This window comes from Vibrio sp. V12_P9A6T4 (genome assembly GCF_963874835.1).
Taxonomy (GTDB): Bacteria; Pseudomonadota; Gammaproteobacteria; order Enterobacterales; family Vibrionaceae; genus Vibrio; species Vibrio anguillarum.
The window spans coordinates 1-21,428 of the sequence record NZ_CAWNJO010000036.1; the positions used below are offsets into that span (position 1 = coordinate 1).

General features: G+C 44.4%; 16 protein-coding genes. 4 read left to right on the top strand and 12 right to left on the bottom strand.

Translation table 11 applies throughout. The features are described from left to right. Nucleotides 1-545 precede the first annotated feature (545 nt). Both AACQ42_RS03525 and znuA read right to left on the bottom strand, forming a co-directional pair. Nucleotides 546-3,908, bottom strand: a complete 3,363-nt coding sequence (locus AACQ42_RS03525) for an AraC family transcriptional regulator (protein WP_094165151.1) — start codon at nucleotides 3,906-3,908, stop codon at nucleotides 546-548. A 172-nt stretch (nucleotides 3,909-4,080) separates the two neighbouring features. Continuing rightward, complete coding sequence (gene znuA, locus AACQ42_RS03530) at nucleotides 4,081-4,959, bottom strand: zinc ABC transporter substrate-binding protein ZnuA (RefSeq protein ID WP_017045228.1); 879 nt, start codon at nucleotides 4,957-4,959, stop codon at nucleotides 4,081-4,083. 84 nt (nucleotides 4,960-5,043) lie between these two features. On the opposite strand from znuA, the gene znuC reads away from it, so the two are divergent. Continuing rightward, nucleotides 5,044-5,826, top strand: coding sequence for a zinc ABC transporter ATP-binding protein ZnuC (gene znuC / locus AACQ42_RS03535; RefSeq protein WP_094165153.1), 783 nt, complete (start codon nucleotides 5,044-5,046; stop codon nucleotides 5,824-5,826). Then, nucleotides 5,819-6,598: a zinc ABC transporter permease subunit ZnuB gene (gene znuB / locus AACQ42_RS03540; RefSeq protein ID WP_026027242.1), complete on the top strand. Its 780-nt coding sequence runs from the start codon at nucleotides 5,819-5,821 to the stop codon at nucleotides 6,596-6,598. The genes znuC and znuB overlap by 8 nt, the downstream gene beginning before the upstream one ends. A 77-nt stretch (nucleotides 6,599-6,675) precedes the next feature. Here the strand turns inward: znuB and sucD are convergent, their stop codons facing one another. The 8 genes from sucD to sdhC all read right to left on the bottom strand — a co-directional run bounded on the left by sucD (nucleotide 6,676) and on the right by sdhC (nucleotide 16,284). Next, complete coding sequence (gene sucD, locus AACQ42_RS03545) at nucleotides 6,676-7,548, bottom strand: succinate--CoA ligase subunit alpha (protein ID WP_094165155.1); 873 nt, start codon at nucleotides 7,546-7,548, stop codon at nucleotides 6,676-6,678. Beyond that, complete coding sequence (gene sucC, locus AACQ42_RS03550) at nucleotides 7,548-8,714, bottom strand: ADP-forming succinate--CoA ligase subunit beta (RefSeq protein WP_013856351.1); 1,167 nt, start codon at nucleotides 8,712-8,714, stop codon at nucleotides 7,548-7,550. Before sucC ends, sucD begins: the two co-directional genes overlap by 1 nt. 201 nt (nucleotides 8,715-8,915) lie before the next feature. Continuing rightward, a complete protein-coding gene (gene odhB, locus AACQ42_RS03555; RefSeq protein ID WP_094165156.1) occupies nucleotides 8,916-10,124 on the bottom strand; it encodes a 2-oxoglutarate dehydrogenase complex dihydrolipoyllysine-residue succinyltransferase in 1,209 nt (402 codons plus the stop codon). 30 nt (nucleotides 10,125-10,154) lie between these two features. Further along, nucleotides 10,155-12,965 carry a 2-oxoglutarate dehydrogenase E1 component gene (gene sucA / locus AACQ42_RS03560; RefSeq protein ID WP_013856349.1) on the bottom strand — a complete coding sequence of 937 codons (2,811 nt, stop codon included), beginning with the start codon at nucleotides 12,963-12,965 and terminating at the stop codon, nucleotides 10,155-10,157. A gap of 89 nt (nucleotides 12,966-13,054) precedes the next feature. Then, entirely contained in the window at nucleotides 13,055-13,768 is a 714-nt protein-coding gene (locus AACQ42_RS03565; protein ID WP_013856348.1) for a succinate dehydrogenase iron-sulfur subunit, read from the bottom strand. A 15-nt stretch (nucleotides 13,769-13,783) separates the two neighbouring features. Then, a complete protein-coding gene (gene sdhA / locus AACQ42_RS03570; protein ID WP_013856347.1) occupies nucleotides 13,784-15,550 on the bottom strand; it encodes a succinate dehydrogenase flavoprotein subunit in 1,767 nt (588 codons plus the stop codon). Beyond that, on the bottom strand, nucleotides 15,551-15,898 hold the full coding sequence (gene sdhD, locus AACQ42_RS03575) for a succinate dehydrogenase, hydrophobic membrane anchor protein (RefSeq protein ID WP_010318675.1): 348 nt from the start codon (nucleotides 15,896-15,898) through the stop codon (nucleotides 15,551-15,553). Next, nucleotides 15,892-16,284, bottom strand: a complete 393-nt coding sequence (gene sdhC / locus AACQ42_RS03580; protein ID WP_094165159.1) for a succinate dehydrogenase cytochrome b556 subunit — start codon at nucleotides 16,282-16,284, stop codon at nucleotides 15,892-15,894. Before sdhC ends, sdhD begins: the two co-directional genes overlap by 7 nt. Before the next feature lie 396 nt (nucleotides 16,285-16,680). On the opposite strand from sdhC, the gene AACQ42_RS03585 reads away from it, so the two are divergent. Further along, complete coding sequence (locus AACQ42_RS03585; RefSeq protein WP_017042719.1) at nucleotides 16,681-17,970, top strand: citrate synthase; 1,290 nt, start codon at nucleotides 16,681-16,683, stop codon at nucleotides 17,968-17,970. A gap of 85 nt (nucleotides 17,971-18,055) precedes the next feature. Here AACQ42_RS03585 and AACQ42_RS03590 read toward each other — a convergent pair whose 3' ends face one another. Continuing rightward, on the bottom strand, nucleotides 18,056-18,811 hold the full coding sequence (locus tag AACQ42_RS03590; RefSeq protein WP_094165161.1) for a Nif3-like dinuclear metal center hexameric protein: 756 nt from the start codon (nucleotides 18,809-18,811) through the stop codon (nucleotides 18,056-18,058). An 86-nt stretch (nucleotides 18,812-18,897) separates the two neighbouring features. On the opposite strand from AACQ42_RS03590, the gene AACQ42_RS03595 reads away from it, so the two are divergent. After that, entirely contained in the window at nucleotides 18,898-19,656 is a 759-nt protein-coding gene (locus AACQ42_RS03595) for a DUF1853 family protein (protein WP_047687810.1), read from the top strand. 68 nt (nucleotides 19,657-19,724) lie between these two features. Here AACQ42_RS03595 and pgm read toward each other — a convergent pair whose 3' ends face one another. Further along, the gene (gene pgm / locus AACQ42_RS03600; RefSeq protein WP_026028060.1) at nucleotides 19,725-21,371 is read right to left on the bottom strand and encodes a phosphoglucomutase (alpha-D-glucose-1,6-bisphosphate-dependent); all 1,647 of its coding nucleotides are present in this window, start codon (nucleotides 21,369-21,371) and stop codon (nucleotides 19,725-19,727) included. Nucleotides 21,372-21,428: the final 57 nt, after the last annotated feature.

Below are 21,428 nucleotides of genomic sequence, written 5' to 3' on the forward strand. Positions count from 1 at the left end.
CAATAGGATATGGTTAATTATATATTTTGTCGTTTTTCTTATACTAGGTTGTCGTTAATTTTATAAATGAAATAAGTCCTTTGCCATATAGTAAATCCATCGAAAGGAATTACTCCTTAGATACAAATTCCAGAGGTGGTACGGGTGTTACTCGTATCACTCCGGCAGCAAGCGAAGGTGTCATTGACACCCGTGGTATAGTCCCCCCGGCTATACCACGATCTTTTTTTCTACTCATCTCATCTCATCTTTACTGCAACACAATCACCGACCCAGCCTGTTTATTGAGTAAGTGCTATTCCCAAAATAAATTGATATTACGACTTTGAGTATTAATGAGTGTATCTACGCAAACATAGACAAATATGCGCAACTAACACAGCAGCCAATCTAATCAAGAAGGGAGATACAGCTTGATTGCAGGTCGGCGGAAAGTGAGTTCATATCCACACACCTGAATAAGCTTTATGATTAGGGTGACTGAATGTCGCTAACATCGCTGCAGCTTCAAGTGGGAAAGTTATCACTATTTATCAGGGGCGGTATTACTCGTTATCATCAACAAATTGGGTTGGCGATAAACCGAAGTGATGTTTAAATCTTTGGCTGAAATAAGACGGATCATTAAACCCACAATCAAAAGCGACTTGGGCGACTTTTCCTCCTGCGAGCAAATATTGGCACGCTTTCTCTAAGCGGATCTCATTTAGATACTCTTTGAATGTTTTATTGGTGATCGCTTTAAAACGACGCTGCAAGCTACGCTCCGATACGAAGAGTGATTTAGCCGCACTAGAGGTACTAAATTCAGGATCTGAATAGTAATTGTGTACCAATTTTTCTACTTTTTTAAGCCACTCTTTTTCCGTTACATCAATAGACTTGTCCTCTGAATGCTCTTCTACGACGATCATTTCAGGTGCATCACTCACAAGCTCTACTGATGGCCAAGAAAGCTCAACTAAATTTCGTTCTGGCGATGAAAAAATATGTATTTCCCCACCACTGCGCTGTACTAACAGTTGCATCTCCTCTAGTTCAAAACCAGAGATACGCTTATCACTATTGATGGATTGCACCTGATCGCCACAGTCAATCATCACAATAAACAGTCTTTTCTCCCTTTCATAACAATGAATTTGTAGCTCTTGATTTCTATAAAGACGTTTTACCGCATCAGACAGTAGCGTATTGAAAATGATGTCTAGGTTAAAATGGGCAGATTCAATATAAGCTTGTTTAAGCTCATTGTTCACCGCCAACGAAATATTCGCTTTCGCGAACTCTTCACGCCATCCGTCCACACAAGAGTTCAAGATTATCGATAGGTCGTAGAGCAACTGAGTCGCTGTTTTATCATTTCTTACGTTACGAAGTAACGCCAGTTCACGTTTTACTTTTAAAGCTAAAGACTCAAGTCGCGCGAGTTGATGGAGTTGGGAGCGATAAATCAGCTGATTTAATGTAGGAGTAATAGAATCTAACATCTGTTCAACAACGATATGGCGAATTTGTAATTGCTTGCGCAACTGCTGGTTATTAGTCAAAACAATTTTGCTTTGATGCCGTAGTTGATCCGTTTTCAAGGCCACCTGAGCTTTTAACTTTCGGTTTACTTTGGTAACCCAACGAGAACGCCACCATGAAGCAAAAGCAATAAGGCCTATAGAAAGGCAAAGGTAAAGAACAATAGCCCATGAAGACCAATACCACGGGTTATCCACAATAAATGATAGACTGTTTATCATACTGTTTTGCGGATTTGGACTGTAATTTCTCACCAGCAAACGATAGTGTCCAGGTAATAGGTGATCAAGAGTCAACTGAGCGCTTTCTAATCTCTGCCACTCCTTATCCCCTGCAATACGATACTCCAATGATAAGGCTCTCGATTCTGGCAATGCACCAAACAAAAAGCTTATCGAACTTCCATATTCCAGTTCTAGTGTCTGAAAACGACCACGACCGAACATGACAGGAATGTGATCGACATTCACTTGGCTAAAGATAATATTGGTATTAGGAGAGGTAGCAACCGTGAGTTCAGAGGACCATGCTGTCACTAAGCCAAAACGGGAACCTAGCAGCAACTGCTGTTGGTTATTGATAATACTTGATTCGCAAACTCCACTTTTAAATTCATTATTCATCAATCCGTGTGGATCACCAAAATGCTTTACCATCTCACCCATAGGATTGTAGAGCGAGATTCCTTGTGAGGAAGTCAGCCAAATACCGTTGCCCGTTTCAGTTAAACATTTGGGGCTAATATTCTCTTCAACCATATCAATAGATCGAATATCACTACGATCATGTGCCAAAACAAAGACACCATAAGCACTAGCAAACCAAACATCGCCCTTGCTACTCTCAAATATATCAATGCTTTGTCCATAATGACTAGTCGCTCGGAGAAAAACAATTTTGCCTTTGTCAAAAAGATAAACACCATGGTCAGTGCCGATAAATACCCCTCGCCGAGTTGACTTAAGTTTTATTATTTTTGCAGGCAAAAATGCATCAACAAACCATTCAGAACCGAAATCGGTTAGCGAGTTATCGGCCAACTGATATGACCACAAATGGTTACCTGTTGCTCCCCACAACAGTCCTTCATGATCAAATTCAAGGTGTTTAGTATCATTCGAACGCAGCTTCAGAGGTAAAACGCTCGTTTCTATCATCTTTTTTGTCTGCAAGTGATAAATAACGATGCCTGTATGTGTAGCTATCCATAGAGAATGATCATCTATTTGAGCGACATCATGCACTTCTCCAGGGAAAATAAGTTTAGGCTCTTGCCAATCTTCAGCATCGACTTGGTACAACCCTTGTCGAGTTAAAAACAAATATCCTTTATTATCTGACCTTGTCACAATTTTTGTTATGGGATTATTGTTGAGCTGTGCAATGGAATGGCGCTTAAATTTTTGTCCAAACAAAGAAAAGTAACGAACACCTTTATCCGTTGCGATCCAAATCCCACCTTGTAAGTCATTGACCAATGAATAAATTTTATTGCCTGGTAACCCATTATTGTCTTGGTCATTACTTTCTAACTTGACGGTTTTACCTGTCAAAAACGAATAAACAAATAATCCATCTTCAGTACCAATCCAATACTCTTGATCTGTCTCAGCAACAGATAATACATGGGAATCTCCAACCAACTTTTGTTGGCGCTTTGGGTCCTCGACATCAATAATCAGCCCACCATTGAGCGTTCCAATCACAAGTTCTCTACGTTTCTCGGAAAAATAGAGTTTCTCAATGAAGTTTTTACCAGAGCTGAGCACGTGAGAAAAACTCTCTCCATCTGACAGATAGACTCCAGCATTAGTGGCTAATACCCATTTAGAAAGCACAAACTTCGCATCATTAACGATCAATCGACTAGCTTGATTTAATTGATACATTTCTTTAAAAGAATAAGTAACTAACTTGTGGGTTTGCGCATGGTATGTATAAAAGTGCGTCTCATCGGCTAACCAGATGAAATTACCTGACGAACCTATTTTTTTTATGATGATTCCAGGCGTTAAGCTAAATACTAATTCGCGATCTTGTGCGGGATAAGTTCGATAAAGTTCATTATCAATGAACGTCCAAAAAGCGTTATTAAGATAGGTAATATTTTCGCTCTCTTGTGAAAGCACTGAGCCACGCCGGGGAAGGATGTTTTGTCCATCAAAGAAAACCACTTTGCCATGCACATCGTGTATCCAAATTCCCCCTTCTTCACCTAAAAACAAATTTTGTGCGGCAAAAATTTTCCCTTGAGCCTGAGCTGGCAATGGATAGAAGATGGAAGGTGCTTTGTCTAGAGCTTGTGTCCCCTGCGCTAATAAAAGCGTCAGAAAACCCAAGATCCAGAGCAAAGGTTTAAAATAGTCGTTCTTTCCTTTCAACAGACAGAGCCTCAATCAATAGCACGCCACATTGCAAACTGTTTTTTCGTGGCGATAATTGTCAAAACATTCTAACCAAAGATAAGGCTTTTTGAAGCTAAGAAAGCGACAATCTGTGAATCTTTATCCTAGATTTCAGTGCAGATCGTACAACATACAATACAGCGTACATCTATTGAGACAAACAAGTGTAAAAGTTGTTGCTCAGCTGATTTAACAGCTCAAAATAGCTGCCACTTTTCACTTTGATATCTGCGCCTAATGGATCAAGTACTCCCGTTTTAACCTTAGTGCCACGAGTCACAGTATCAATCACCGCCGGGGTAAACTGAGGTTCTGAAAACACGCATTTCGCTTCATTATTAATGATTGAATTTTTAATGGTGATTAGGGTTTTAGCACCCGGTTTTCTGTCAGGACTAACGGTAAAATGGCCGAGGTTATTCAAATGATATTGCTGTTCAAAATAACCGTATGCATCATGAAAAACATAATATCCTTTATCACTAATTTTGCTCATCTTCTGCGTGATTGCTTGATGGGTCGAATCTAATTGAGCTAAAAAGCGGACTAAGTTTACTTTATACTGCTCGGCATTAGCGCTATCACTTTTCACTAAACTTGCGGTAATCGCCGCTGCCACTTGCTTGGCTTGATCGGTTCCAAGCCAAAAATGTGGGTCATACATACCATGGTGATGCCCATCATGATCGTGTTGTTCGCCACTGAGCTCTCTCAGTGTCAGGCCATCAATTTGGCTGATGGTCAAAACGTTGTGGTGACTCGCTAATGTCTTACTTAAGAATGGCTCAAGGTCTTTTCCATACCAAATCACTAAATCCGCCGCTCTGATTTTTTTAACATCAGAAGGGCGCAACGCATAGTCATGCGGTGAGGTATTTGCCCCCAGTAGTACTTCTGGTTCATTCACATCGAGAGTCAATTCATATGTAATCATCTGAATCGGCTTAATGCTGGTCAAAATGACCGTAGACCACGCCAAAGGCGATAATGTTATTAAGCAAAGAAGGAGCATAATCTGACGCAACATGATGGTTTTTCCATTCGGTATATAGCGTTAAAGGGAACGAAATGTTACATTATAACACTTCCGAATTGCAAATAAGTTCCATTCATGTCCAACTTAATTCAGCTGCAAGGCATTTGTGTCGAATTCAACAACCGCCGTGTTTTGGACAATGTCAGTATCAACCTAGAAAAAGGGAAGATTACCACACTGATAGGTCCTAATGGTGCGGGCAAGTCGACGCTCGTTAAAGTATTGCTCGGGCTACAGCCCGTCCATAGCGGAACGATGACGCGCGTAAAAAACCTTAAAATTGGTTATGTTCCTCAAAAGTTAAAACTTAATGACGCGTTACCACTCCCCGTTAAACGATTTTTAAGTTTAGCCGGACGTTTTAGTCAGCAAGAGTTGCTAGACGCACTCCGGCTAGTCGGGGCCGAGCATCTTCTTGATTATGATATGCATAAGCTGTCCGGTGGTGAAACGCAACGGATTCTTATCGCCCGTGCATTGCTACAGCGCCCAGATATTCTAATTCTTGATGAACCAGCCCAAGGAGTTGACGTACAAGGGCAAATTGATCTGTATGATCTTATCGATGCCATACGACATCGTTTCGGTTGTGGTGTCTTCATGGTCTCTCACGATTTGCATCTGGTGATGGCAAAAACGGATGATGTTATCTGTCTTCATCACCATGTTTGCTGTTTCGGTTCACCTGCAACGATTACTCAACACCCAAGCTATATCGCATTATTTGGTACTCTCAATCGCGAAGCCTTAGCTTTTTACCATCACAAACATCAGCATCATCACGACTTAGCAGGCCAACCTGTGAAAGGAGATGCAACTTGCTGTTCAAATCATTCACACGGTCACCATCATGATTGAATTTCTTCTTCCATCAATATTAGCAGGCCTTGGTATTGCCGTTATCGCAGGTCCCCTTGGGTCATTCGTGGTTTGGCGAAAAATGGCTTATTTTGGCGATACCCTCGCACACGCCTCGCTGATGGGATTGGCGCTAGGTTTTTTGCTTGATATCAACCTTTATCTTGCGTTGCTCGTTTGCTGTCTTGGGCTTGCAATCATTTTGGTTACTATGCAGAAACAGCAGCTTGTGGCGACAGACACTTTGCTCGGCATTCTCGCTCACAGCTCGTTATCTATTGGTCTCATTGCAGTAAGCTTCCTTGATAACGTTCGCATCGATTTAATGAGCTATCTCTTTGGCGATTTATTGGCAGTGAACTTTACCGATTTAGCCTTCATTTGGGGGGGAGCGATTGCAGTAAGTGCACTGCTATTTCTTTTTTGGCGGCCATTACTTTCAACTACAGTGAACGAAGAGCTTGCGTTTGTTGAGGGTATCAACGTTGATTTAATGCGTTTACTGCTGATGCTATTGATTGGGGTGGTAATTGCACTAGGAATGAAATTTGTTGGTGCTCTGATTATGACATCGCTGCTGATTATTCCCGCGGCGACCGCTAGACGACTCACAAAAACCCCAGAGCAGATGGCAATATTGGCTTCTTTGGTCGGCGCTTTAGCTGTGCTGGGCGGGCTAATCCTCTCGTGGCATTTTGACACACCTGCAGGCCCTTCGGTTGTCGTGACGGCTACAACGATGTTTATGTGCAGTCAACTTGTAAAACGCTAGTATCAAAACCTATTGAATCTAAAGTAAAAACCCCGAAACAAGGTTCGGGGTTTGTCTTCAAACTGAGGAAGGCGTGATTACCAACCCGTCACTTCACGCAATGCTTTTCCGATATCAGCAAGGCTTTTGACAGTTTTCACACCCGCGGCTTCAAGCGCTGTAAATTTCTCATCAGCTGTCCCTTTACCACCAGAAATGATAGCACCAGCATGGCCCATCCGTTTACCCGGAGGCGCTGTCACACCAGCAATATAAGACACAACCGGTTTCGTGACATTCTCTTTAATGAATGCCGCGGCTTCTTCTTCGGCTGTACCACCGATCTCGCCAATCATCACAATCGCTTCAGTTTCAGGATCATCTTGGAATAGTTTCAAGATATCAATGAAGTTAGAGCCCGGGATTGGGTCACCGCCGATACCAACACACGTTGACTGACCAAAGCCTTCATCTGTTGTTTGCTTAACGGCTTCATAAGTTAGCGTTCCTGAACGAGAAACAATACCCACTTTTCCTTTCTTATGAATGTGGCCTGGCATGATGCCGATCTTACACGCATCCGGTGTAATCACACCCGGACAGTTCGGGCCAATCATACGCACACCAGTCTCTTCGAGCTTCACTTTTACGTCAATCATATCGGTAGTCGGTATACCTTCAGTGATCGTCACAATAAGTTCAATACCAGCGTCAATTGCTTCTAAAATAGCGTCTTTACAAAATGGTGCAGGTACATAAATAACGGTTGCCGTTGCACCCGTTGCTTTCACTGCGTCACGCACCGTATTAAATACAGGCAGACCAAGGTGAGTTTGACCACCTTTACCCGGGGAAACCCCACCGACCATTTGTGTACCGTAGGCAATCGCCTGTTCGGAGTGGAAAGTTCCCTGACCACCAGTGAAACCTTGGCAGATTACTTTGGTGTCTTTATTAATAAGTACCGGCATTATTTACCCTCCGCCGCAGCAACAACTTTCTGAGCTGCGTCCGTTAACGACTCAGCTGCAATGATATCAAGACCAGAATTTGCAAGTACTCCGCGTCCTAATTCCGCATTTGTACCTTCCAAACGCACAACTACGGGAACCGTTACACCAACTTCTTTCACCGCGCCGATAATGCCTTCTGCAATCATATCGCAACGTACGATACCGCCGAAAATATTCACCAATACGGCTTTCACGTTGTCATCAGACAAAATGATTTTGAACGCTTCAGCAACACGCTCTTTGGTTGCACCACCACCAACATCAAGGAAGTTTGCAGGTTTGCCGCCATGAAGGTTAACAATATCCATGGTGCCCATTGCAAGACCAGCACCGTTCACCATGCAGCCAACATTACCATCAAGAGCAACATAGTTCAGTTCCCACTGAGCAGCATGAGCTTCGCGCTCATCTTCTTGTGAGAGATCGTGCATTTCGCGAAGTTTAGGTTGACGATAAAGTGCGTTTGAGTCGATGTTGATCTTGCCATCAAGGCACAACAAGTTCCCTTCAGCGGTGACAACTAATGGGTTGATTTCTAGCAATGCAAGATCATACTGGGTAAACATAGCGCCAAGACCTAGAAAGATCTTCACAAATTGCTTAATTTGGTCGCCTTCCAAGCCAAGTTTGAAAGCAAGTTCGCGGCCTTGGTAGGCTTGCGGACCAACCAAAGGATCAATCGCGGCTTTATGAATCAGCTCCGGAGTCTCCTCCGCTACTTTTTCAATTTCCACGCCGCCTTCTGTTGAGGCCATGAACACGACACGACGAGTCGCACGGTCAACAACAGCGCCTAAGTAAAGCTCATTCGCGATATTAGAGGCTTCTTCAACCAAAATTTTTGATACTGGCTGGCCATTTGCGTCCGTTTGATAAGTAACCAGATGTTTACCTAGCCATTTTTGAGCAAACTCTTTGACACCATCTTTAGTGTCGTGCAACTCAACGCCACCCGCTTTACCGCGACCACCTGCATGCACTTGACACTTAACAACTTTCTTCGCTGTACTAATCCGACCCGCCGCTTCAAAAGCTTCTTGTGGAGTATCACAGGCATAACCTTCCGGTACAGGCAAACCGAATTCTGCAAACAGCTGTTTGGCTTGATATTCATGCAAATTCATTATGTTCTTCCGTTTGTTTATCCCTTAGGGGATTTATTATTTCCATAAAGCGGCAGCTATGCTGCGCCATATATCTGTAGGGTGCTTCTCAAATTAAGCGGCTGCAATTTATCCAAGAGGATAGCTTGTAGCCTTTTGCTTAAATGAAGGCTAGACGTGAGCCTGCCTAGCCTTACATTCACTGAACAACGTTCAGTGAGGTTACACGTCCAGTAGCAGACGTGCTGGATCTTCAAGTAGCTCTTTTACTGTCACAAGGAAACCAACTGACTCACGGCCATCCACCAAACGGTGGTCGTAAGAAAGTGCTAGGTACATCATTGGTAAAATTTCTACTTTGCCATCCACAGCCATTGGGCGGTCTTGGATTTTGTGCATACCCAATATGGCCGCTTGCGGCGGATTGATGATCGGTGTTGACATTAACGATCCAAACACACCGCCATTCGTAATTGTGAAATTACCGCCAGTCAGTTCTTCAACCGTCAATTTGCCATCTCTTCCTTTGAGTGCAAGCTCTTTGATGCCCTTCTCAATTTCGGCAAGGCTTAGCGTATCGCAATCTTTAAGAACCGGAGTCACTAAGCCACGAGGCGTTGAAACTGCCATGCTAATATCAAAATAGCTGTGATACACAATATCTTGGCCATCAATAGATGCATTCACTTCTGGGTAACGCTTTAACGCTTCTGTTACCGCTTTCACGTAGAAAGACATAAAGCCTAAACGAATACCGTGTTTCTCTTCAAACAGACCTTGATATTGCTTACGCAGATCCATGATAGGCTTCATGTTAACTTCATTAAACGTCGTCAACATCGCCGTGCTATTTTTTGCCTCAAGCAGGCGCTCCGCAACACGTTTACGCAAACGCGTCATCGGTACACGTTTTTCACTGCGCGCCATCGCAACGACAGGCTCAGGTTGACTTGAAGCAACTGCTGACGCTGATTTTGCAGCCGCTAGATGAGCATCAACATCTTCACGCGTGATACGTCCACCCACACCAGAGCCTTTCACTTGGCTTGCTTCCAAACCATGCTCGGCGAGTAAACGGCGTACCGCAGGGCTAAGCGCATCATTCGTTTCGTCTGTCAGTGTGGCTTTGTGGCGTTTATCAGGAGACGGCTCTGTATCGTTGGTGGTATCTTTCGTCGGTTCACCTGCAACGGCACCGGGTTTCAATTTCGCCAATAACTGTTTCGAAAGCACCGTCGCACCTTCTTGCTCGATAATGGCTTCGAGAACACCCGCCTCAGGCGCTGGCACTTCAAGAATTACTTTATCAGTTTCAATCTCAACGAGTACTTCATCACGAGCGACGGCTTCACCTGGCTTTTTATGCCATGTCGCGACTGTTGCATCAGCCACTGATTCAGGTAGATCTGGAACCAGAATTTCAATTGTCATAATCTGTGTCTTCCTTTTACTTCTAGTTCGTTAAGCTAGGGTCAGAGCGTCTTCAACCAACGCTTTTTGTTGTTTCAAGTGTACCGACATATAACCAACGGCTGGTGATGCTGATGCAGGGCGACCTGCGTATTTCAGATCAGCACCGGCTGGAATGGCAGAACGGAAGTTATGTTGGCTACTGTACCAAGCACCTTGGTTTTGAGGCTCTTCTTGGCACCATACATAGTCAACAACATTAGTGTATTGAGCGATAGCCGCTTCCACTTCTTCTTTCGGGAATGGATATAGCTGTTCAATACGGACGATAGCAACATCACCTTGTTCGTTATTGCGGCGCTGTTCAAGCAGGTCGTAGTAAACCTTACCAGAGCAGAACACAACACGTTTGACATTCGCTGGGTTGAGATCGTCAACTTCGCCGATAGCCGGCAAAAACGATCCGTCAGCCAAGTCTTCCAGTGTTGAGATACATAGTGGGTGACGCAGCAACGATTTTGGTGACATAACGATCAATGGTCGACGCATTGGACGAACAACCTGACGACGCAGCATGTGGTATACCTGCGCTGGCGTAGAGGGAACCACCACTTGCATGTTTTGTTCGGCACACAGTTGCAAATAACGCTCTAGGCGTGCTGATGAGTGTTCCGGGCCTTGTCCTTCATAACCATGAGGTAGCAGCATGGTTAAACCACACAAACGCGCCCATTTTTGTTCACCGGAAGAGATGAACTGGTCAATCACAACTTGAGCTCCATTGGCGAAATCACCAAACTGAGCTTCCCAAATCGTCAAACCACTCGGCTCCGCTGTCGCGTAGCCATATTCAAAAGCTAGCACTGCTTCTTCCGACAAAACCGAATCCAATACTTCAAAAGGACCCTGTTTATCATGGATATTCGCCAATGGAATATAGGTACTTGCGTCACTTTGGTTATGCAATACCGAGTGACGGTGGAAGAAGGTTCCACGCCCAGAGTCTTGCCCCGAAATGCGGATTCGCTTTCCATCATCAACTAAGGTTGCATAAGCCAGCGTTTCAGCCATACCCCAATCGAGAAGCTTCTCTCCATTAACCATCGCTTGTCGGTCGGTATAGATTTTATCCACACGACTTTGCAGTTTATGGCTTTCTGGATACTGACAAATTCGGTTACCCAGCTCTTTTAAACGCTCAAGGTCAACTTTATTATTCCATGGCATATCCCATTCATGGCCAATATACGGTGACCAATCAACAGAATGCAGTGCCATTGGACGCCACTCTTTCACCACGACTTCACCATGATCCAGAGCATCACGATATTCGTTGACTAACTGTGTGGCAATCTCGATATCAAACTCACCACGCTCTATCAAAACATCGGCATAAAGCTTACGCGGTGTAGGATGCTTTTTGATCTTTTGATACATCAGCGGTTGAGTTGCGTTTGGCTCGTCGGCTTCGTTATGGCCGTGACGGCGATAACAAACCAGATCAATGACGACATCACGCTTAAATTCATTACGATAATCGAGTGCAATGCGGGTGACGAAAGCAACTGCTTCTGGATCATCAGAATTGACGTGAAAAATGGGTGCCTGAACCATCTTAGCGATGTCAGTACAATACATAGTCGAGCGTGTATCACGAGGGTTTGACGTGGTAAAACCAACTTGGTTGTTAATAACAATACGTACCGTCCCTCCCACGCAATAACCACGCGCTTGAGACATGTTAAATGTCTCGGCAACGACACCTTGGCCAGCGATAGCAGAGTCACCATGAATCGAAATAGGTAGCACTGTCGAACCGTCTTCATCTCCCAATCGATCTTGCCGAGCACGAACTGAACCAATCACGACTGGGTTAACAATTTCAAGATGCGAAGGGTTAAATGCTAAGGCTAGATGCACATCACCGCCGGGTGTCGCAAAGTCAGCAGAGAAACCTTGGTGATATTTAACATCACCCGTTCCCCAGCTTTCACCATGCTTACCCGCAAACTCGTCGAACAGATCTTGAGGTTTTTTACCTAAGACGTTGACGAGCATGTTAAGACGACCACGGTGCGCCATACCAATCACAACTTCACGCATACCTGTGCTACCAGCATGACGGATCAACTCTTTCATCATTGGGATGAGTGCGTCGCCACCTTCTAAAGAAAAGCGTTTCGCACCAGGGAATTTCGCGCCTAAATAACGCTCAAGGCCTTCTGCGGCTGTCAATTCTTCGAGGAAAATTCGTTTTTCTTCTTTGCTGAAAGAAGGTTGTCCAACGACTGATTCAAGACGTTGTTGTATCCAACGCTTTTGTTCAGTGTCGATAATGTGCATGTATTCTGCACCGATGGAACCGCAATAGGTTTTGTTGAGGGCTTGATAAATGTCTTTCAATTTCATTGTCTCTTGCCCGATAGCAAAAGAGCCGACATTGAAAGTTTCTTCGAAGTCACCTTCGTTAAGATTGTGGAACGCTGGGTCTAATTCTGCCACTAATGGGCGTTGCCATAAACCTAGGGGGTCGAGTTGAGCCGCTTCATGACCGCGAAAACGGTAAGCATTAATCAGCTGCAAGACTCTTACTTGCTTAGCATCGACATCTGGATCACTAACTTGGACATTGTAATGCTTTGTTTCTTTCGCGAGTCGTCGGAAGTAGTCACGGACACGTGAATGTGGCTGTTCAACCACATTGTCAGCTTGCGCAGGCAAGCCATCAAAAACACGTTTCCACTCCTCACTTACCAGATCAGGATCACTTAGATACAGTTCGTAGAGGTCCTCTACGTAAGTTGCATTGGCGCCAGCCAAGTGTGAAGACTCGAGCCATGCCTTCATCACGCCGTTGTGCATATTTTCCCTTAACCAGTAGTTTTCACGTTTGCTTCGGTCTATGCCGAGCTATAAAAGGCAGGTCCGAAGACCTGCAATTTTTATTCATTTTAAACCGAACGGTTCACAAGCATTGATTTGATATGTCCAATGGCTTTCGTCGGATTTAATCCCTTAGGACAAACACTTACACAATTCATGATGCCATGGCAACGAAAAACGCTAAAAGCATCATCAAGATTAGATAAACGTTCATCTGTTGCGGTATCTCGGCTGTCAATTAGCCAACGATAAGCCGCCAACAAACCTGCTGGGCCGATAAACTTATCCGGGTTCCACCAGAAAGAAGGGCATGAAGTTGTGCAGCAAGCGCACATAATGCACTCATATAAACCGTCTAAATGCGCTCGCTCTTCTGGTGATTGCAAGTTCTCACGAGCCGGAGGCAAGTTTCCGTCAGTCACAAGGTAAGGTTTAACCTTCTCGTAATTTTCATAAAACTGGGCCATATCGACAATTAAATCACGGACGACTGGTAGCCCCGGCAGAGGTCGAATAACAATCGTGCCTTTGGCCAAAAGCGCGGATAATGGAGTGATACACGCTAATCCATTTTTACCGTTCATGTTCAAACCGTCAGATCCACACACTCCTTCACGGCACGAGCGACGAAAAGCAATGGTAGGATCTTGCTCTTTCAGCAAAATGAGTGCATCCAACAACATCATGTCAGAGCCCTCTTCGACTTCAAGCAGATAATCCTTCATGTAAGGCTTTTGATCGACATCCGGATTATAGCGATACAAAGAGAATTTCAATTTCATAATAGTGCCTTCTCCTTAGTATGTGCGCGCTTTAGGCGGAAACGCTTCACGATAAATTGGTTCCATATTTACGCTACGCTTCGACATGCTTTCAGTCTCAGGGTTGTAAATTGAATGGCATAACCAATTAGCATCATCGCGTTCAGGATAGTCAAAGCGAGCGTGGGCTCCACGGCTTTCGGTACGATAATTTGCAGCAACCGCGGTAGCAAATGCTGTTTCCATCAAGTTTTCCAGCTCTAAACACTCGATCCGTTGAGTGTTGAACTCGGTTGACTTGTCTGAAAGATGTGCGTTCTTCAAACGTTCACGAATCACTTTAAGCTCTTCAAGACCTTTAGCCATCGCTTCACCTTCACGGAACACCGAGAAGTTATTTTGCATACAACGTTGCAGATCTTTACGAATTTGCGCGGGATCTTCACCACCTGTACTGTTTTCCCAGCGGTTGTAACGTTCTAGCGATTTTTCAATGTCCGCTTCTGTGGCAGGTTTTGCGTCCGCTTGCTTTTTCAACGTTTCGCCCAAATGCAAGCCTGTTGCTCGGCCAAAGACCACTAAATCCAGTAGAGAGTTACCACCCAAACGGTTCGCGCCATGCACCGATACTGATGCAATTTCACCACACGCAAACAAACCTTGAACTTCCACATCAGCACCTTTAGCATCTTGCTTAATCGCCTGACCTGAAACTTGAGTCGGTACTCCTCCCATCATGTAGTGGCAGGTTGGGATCACTGGAATCGGTTCTTTAACTGGATCGACGTGAGCAAACGTACGTGACAACTCACATACGCCCGGCAGACGAGATTCCAGAGTTTCTTTGCCAAGGTGATCCAGTTTAAGCTTGATGTGTGGACCCCATGGACCATCGCAACCACGACCTTCACGGATCTCAATCATCATTGAGCGGGCTACTACATCGCGACCAGCCAAATCCTTCGCGTTTGGTGCATAACGTTCCATGAAACGTTCGCCATCTTTATTTAAAAGATAACCACCTTCACCACGACACCCTTCCGTCACAAGAACGCCAGCACCAGCAATCCCTGTTGGGTGGAATTGCCACATTTCGATATCTTGCATCGGGACGCCAGCGCGGATAGCCATGCCCACGCCATCACCCGTATTGATGTGCGCGTTGGTGGTTGAAGCATAGATACGGCCAGCTCCGCCAGTCGCTAATACTGTGGCTTTAGATTTGAAATAACAAACTTCGCCTGTTTCCATACACAAGGCGGTACAGCCAAGTACTGCACCCTCTTCATTTTTCACTAAATCAAGTGCGTACCACTCAGAGAAAATAGTGGTCTTATATTTAATGTTTTGTTGATACAAGGTATGAAGTAGTGCGTGACCAGTACGGTCAGCGGCAGCAGCGGTTCGAGCCGCTTGTTCACCGCCAAAGTTTTTGGATTGCCCACCAAATGGGCGCTGATAAATGGTGCCATTGTCAAAACGAGAAAAAGGCAAACCCATTTTCTCTAGTTCAATCACCGACTCTGGACCATTCTTACACATGTACTCGATAGCATCTTGGTCACCGATATAGTCGGAGCCCTTCACCGTGTCATACATATGTTGTTCCCAGTGGTCCTCATGCGCGTTGCCTAACGCAACGGTAATACCACCTTGAGCCGAAACCGTGTGAGAACGTGTTGGAAAAACTTTAGAAAGCAGAGCACAGGATAAACCTTGCTCTGAAATTTGCAGTGCTGCACGCATGCCAGCACCACCAGCGCCGATCACTACGGCATCAAATTCACGAACTGGAATAGTCACTTACGCACCCCACAATACAAATAAGCCAGAGAAGAAGTATCCAAAGAGCACTGCGATAACGACCAATTGCAGGCCACCACGCAATTTAGAACACTTAATGTAATCCGTTAATACTTGCCATAAACCGATCCAACCATGGATAAGGACAGAGACTAACGCCAGCATTGTGAAGACTTTGGTAAAGGTTCCACCAAAAAACTGTGTCCATGAAACATAGGAGATATCACCAGAGAAAGCACAGAAGCTGACTAGGTAGATAGTATAAAGAGTCATAATGATCGCAGAAGCACGGATCAGCAGATAATCATGCACTCCGTTACGACCAAAAGAAGAAACATGTTTTACCATACCAATACTCCCGCTAAAACTGAAAGCACTGCTGTTGCGATGAAGGCGACTTTGGCACTCATAGCCCCTGACTCCAACTCTTCAAAGTGGCCCAGGTCCATCAGCAAATGGCGTATACCACCTGCAATGTGGTAAGACAGCGCTGTTAAAATTCCCCATAAAATAAATTTTGCGAAAAAGCCATTCACAATGTTGCTGGCTTCCATAAAACCTACCGGAGAACTTAACGAGAGGGAGAGTAACCACAGCAAAATTCCGACCGTAACGAACATCATCACCCCAGACACTCGGTGTAGGATGGATGCAATCGCACTGATCGGAAAGTGAATGGTCTGTAAATCTAAATTAACAGGTCTTGACTTTCTTTCTTTCACGGGCTTGCTCACTCAGCTCCATTGAGCATTTATAGTTATAGATGAATTTTGGTTGTAAAACCCACAAAAGTTAACATTATTTTAACATAAAAAGCCCGATATCGCGCAGTTAAATGTAATAATTCCGTTAACAACAAAGACAGAATGCAATACTGAAATACAGTTTCTAGCCTTTTATTTATAAGGTGTTCACCAAAATTTTCAGTGCCACTATACGGCTCGCAACATTCTAATACAATTGATGTAACAATTTTTGCTACACAGAACAGATTTTTAACTTTATATGTATAAAAAATCAAAACAAGTGCACACATCAGACGAGAAAAATTGACTTTAATTAAGAACACACGTAAAAAAATGTCACACAAACATCCTGGACGGATTAAATAATAAACAAAGGAGATTGTTATGGCAGATAAGAAAGCGACCCTTCATATTGAAGGTAAAGCGCCAATCGAGCTGCCGATTATGGATGGGACTGTAGGCCCACAAGTAATCGACGTTCGTAAACTAGGAGCCAACGGATACTTCACTTTTGACCCTGGTTTTCTTGCCACTGCATCTTGTGAATCTCAAATCACTTATATCGATGGCGAAAAAGGGGTGTTACTGCACCGCGGCTTCCCTATTGATCAATTAGCCAATAACGCTGATTACTTGGAAGTTTGTTATATTCTTCTTTACGGTGAAGCCCCTAATCGTAAGCAATATGAAGAGTTTAAACATACGGTGACGCGTCACACTATGGTTCATGAGCAAATCGCAAGTTTCTTCCACGGTTTCCGCCGTGACGCTCACCCAATGGCTGTAATGTGTGGTGTGGTTGGAGCGCTTGCTGCGTTCTACCATGATTCACTTGATATTAATAATGATATACACCGAGAAATAGCGGCTTACCGCCTACTCTCAAAAATGCCAACATTGGCGGCGATGTGCTACAAGTATTCTGTCGGCCAACCATTTATCTACCCGCGTAATGACTTAAGCTATGCCGAGAACTTCCTACACATGATGTTTGCAACGCCGTGTGAAGAGTATGAAGTGAATCCTGTGGTTGCACGCGCGATGGATAAAATTTTCACACTGCATGCCGATCATGAACAAAACGCGTCAACCTCAACGGTTCGCCTTGCCGGTTCTTCTGGTGCTAACCCGTTTGCCTGTATTGCGGCTGGTATTGCCTCTTTGTGGGGGCCTGCTCATGGGGGGGCTAACGAAGCCTGTCTGCGTATGCTAGAAGAGATAGGCAACGTTGATAACATTCCTGAGTATGTCGTCAGAGCAAAAGATAAGGATGATCCATTCCGCTTGATGGGTTTTGGTCACCGAGTTTATAAAAACTACGACCCAAGAGCGACGGTAATGCGTGAGGCTTGCCATGAAGTGCTCAAAGAGCTGAATATTCAAGACCCACTGTTAGATGTGGCGATGGAACTTGAGCGCATCGCGCTTTCTGACGAATACTTTGTTGAGAAAAAACTCTACCCTAACGTTGATTTCTACTCAGGCATTATTCTGAAGGCTATCGGTATTCCAATCTCTATGTTTACCGTTATCTTCGCAATGTCTCGCACTATCGGTTGGATTGCCCACTGGAATGAAATGCACAGTGATCCAGATAATAAAATTGGCCGTCCTCGCCAACTTTACACTGGTCAAAAAATGCGCAACTTTAAACCGTTACACGAACGCGAATAGCAAACCCAGTCATAGTACTTAATAGAAAAGAGCGAGTTCCCACTCGCTCTTTTTTCATTGGATACATTGATCAGAAACAAACCCACTACACAGGGTTATTGATATCGATAAACTCAACCTCAAAGCCATATTCGCTCGCTAACCATTCTCCCAGAGCCTTAACGCCATAACGCTCTGTGGCATGGTGCCCTGCAGAAAAATAATGAATATTTTGCTCTCTTGCTGAGTAGGTAGTCCGCTCTGATATTTCACCAGAGATGAACGCATCTAATCCGTGCTGCGCCGCTAGATCGACGTAATCTTGCCCACCACCAGTACACCAACCCACCGTTTTGATGATTTTGTTTGAGCTCGGAGCTACGTGCAGTGGCCGTCGTTGTAAAGCTTGCTCGATTCGTTGACTGAGTTCATCGGCTGTCAACGCTTGTTCAAAATGGCCGAACATAGCGACCGACTGAGGATGTCCTTCTAATCCGCCATCAACATGAATCCCCAACAAATCAGCTAGCAATTTGTTATTGCCTAATTCTGGATGGATGTCTAACGGCAAGTGATATGCGTATAAATTTATATCATTTCGTATCAAAGCTCGGATCCGGTGGCCTTTCATTCCACGGATGGACTCAGGCTCACTTTTCCAAAAATAACCATGATGCACTAATAAAGCGTCAGCATTTCGTTCAATTGCTTGTTCAATCAGCGCTTGCGAGGCCGTCACACCCGTCACAATCTTTTTGATTTCAGTGCGACCTTCAACTTGCAATCCATTAGGGCAATAGTCTTTAATCAATTGAGGATTAAGCTTTTGATTGAGCAGAGCTTCAAGTTTTAAATTATCCATCTTTCATTCCAAAATTGAGTTTTATCATTAGCGTGGTTATAACAATTTCAAGCTAGAATGTCGAAAAATAAGGACGAGAACAATTAATGACAATGGACCTCAACACACTGGCACACTGGGTGTCGACAACCCCTACTCTTTTCCAAGGAGAGGGTGTAGTCGCGGCGCGTACTCCTTTTTTACCCAATGTTCCGATATTAAAAGAAGAATATAGAGGGAACCCTAGGTTAGGCTTTCTCTACCAGCATTTATGTTCTTTATTGTTTACGCTAAACCCCACTTATTCCGCCGTTTCTGAAGAAATTCAATTGAACGAAGCAGGAAGTACACTAGGTTCGCTAGATTTTGTCATCAAAAATAAACGCAGTCAGCGTTATGAGCATTGGGAAGTCGCAGTGAAGTTTTACCTGCTACATCAAGGGCTGTGGTATGGTCCCAATGCTCAAGATCGATTAGATCTCAAACTTGAACATATGTTGAACCACCAATTGACCCTTTCCCAATCAGCCCAATTTAGTGCGGCTTACCCACTTTGGCGTGACGTTAGCCGTCATTTACTAATGCAAGGGCGCTTGTATGTAAACCCTTTTCACGATGAGCCTGTTCCTAGTGAATGCCTAGGTTATAAACTCAATCTGTCACAAATTGCTGGTTTTTGGTGTTATCAAAGCCAGTCACATCAAATAGATGAAGCATTATTCTTACTGGAAAAGCCTCAATGGATTAGCGGGAAAGGTAAAAACTGCACGCGTTACACAGCAAATGAAGAGCATGGTTTTGTGCATTGCCAAAGTGACAGCGGAAAGTTCTGGTTCATCGTTCCCGACAGTTGGCCTCAGCTTTAACCAAGATAATAGACGACTAAATATAAAATAGGCGGCCTCTGGCCGCCTATTTTAATTGATAAGTTTGCTTACAAACCAGCGTCGGCAAAGACTTGATTAACAATCTGTTGCGCTTCCGCTTCGATTTGCTTGAGGTGCTCATCGCCCTTAAAACTTTCACAATAGATCTTATAAATATCTTCTGTGCCTGATGGACGAGCAGCAAACCAGCCATAATCAGTGGTCACTTTTAATCCACCGATGGCTGCGCCATTACCGGGAGCATGCGTCAAGCGGGCTGTGATCTCATCTCCCGCTAATGTTTGCGCAGAGACCATCTCTGGTGACAATTTGCTCAGCACTGCTTTTTGTGGGCCATTTGCGACAGCTTGAATACGACTATATTTAGACTCTCCATGTTTCGCGGCCAGATCTTCATAATATTGCTGCGGATTTTTACCTGTGACAGCGGTGATTTCCGCCGCCAGTAAGCAAAGGATAATACCGTCTTTATCCGTTGACCAAGGCGTTCCGTCTTTACGCAGGAATGACGCACCTGCGCTCTCTTCACCACCAAAACCGAAGTGACCACTGTATAAGCCATCAACAAACCACTTAAAGCCGACAGGTACTTCACACAGCTCACGGCCAAGATCGGCGACCACACGGTCAATCAATGCACTTGATACTAACGTTTTACCAACAGCTACTTCTTTACGCCATTGCTTGCGGTGACGATACAGATAATCGATGCATACGGCTAAGAAATGGTTTGGGTTCATCAAACCTTTCGGAGTGACAATGCCGTGGCGGTCGTAGTCAGGGTCATTACCAAACGCGAGATCATACTGATCTTTTAACGCTAATAACCCCGCCATTGCATAAGGAGAAGAACAGTCCATACGCACTACACCATCTTTATCGAGTGACATAAATTGGAATGTCGGATCCACCGCTTCACTCACCAGTGTTAAATCAAGCTGATACGCTTTGCCAATTTGACGCCAGTAATCAATACCACTGCCACCGAGCGGATCAACACCCAGTTTTAGATTGGCTTTTTGGATGGCCTCCATATCAATCACATTCACTAAGTCATCAATATAAGGTTTCACAAGATCAACTTGTTTAAACAGCGGCGATTGCTTTGCCGACATAATAGGCAGACGCTTCACGCCTTGCATGCCTTCTGCAATGATCTCATTGGCACGGTTTTCAATCGCTTGGGTGATTTCCCCTTCAGCAGGGCCGCCATGGGTAGGATTGTATTTAATACCACCATCTTGTGGTGGATTATGAGAAGGTGTGATCACAATGCCATCAGCTTTTTGCGCGTGCTTCAAGTTATGAGTCAAGATTGCGTGTGAAATACCCGGAGTTGGCGTATAGCCATTATCCTGTTGAACGATCACTTCAATTTCATTAGCGATCAGTACTTCAAGTACACTAGAAAAAGCAGGCTCAGAGAGTGCGTGCGTGTCTTTTCCGACAAAAATCGGCCCAGTGGTTCCTTGCTGAGCGCGCACTTCTGCTACCGCTTGAGCAATAGCAAGAATGTGGTTTTCGTTAAATGTCGATTTATCCGCACAACCACGATGCCCCGAAGTACCAAATTGCACTTTATGGTCTGGGTTAGCCGCATCAGGTTGAAGTAAAAAGTAGTTTGCAACGAGCGCAGGGATATTATGTAAGTCTTCCTGCCGTGCTTTTTGTCCGGCGCGTGGGTGCATAGCCATTTTTGACATCCTTTCTTAAAATAACAACGAAATAAAAAGCCTCATGATACGGACTTA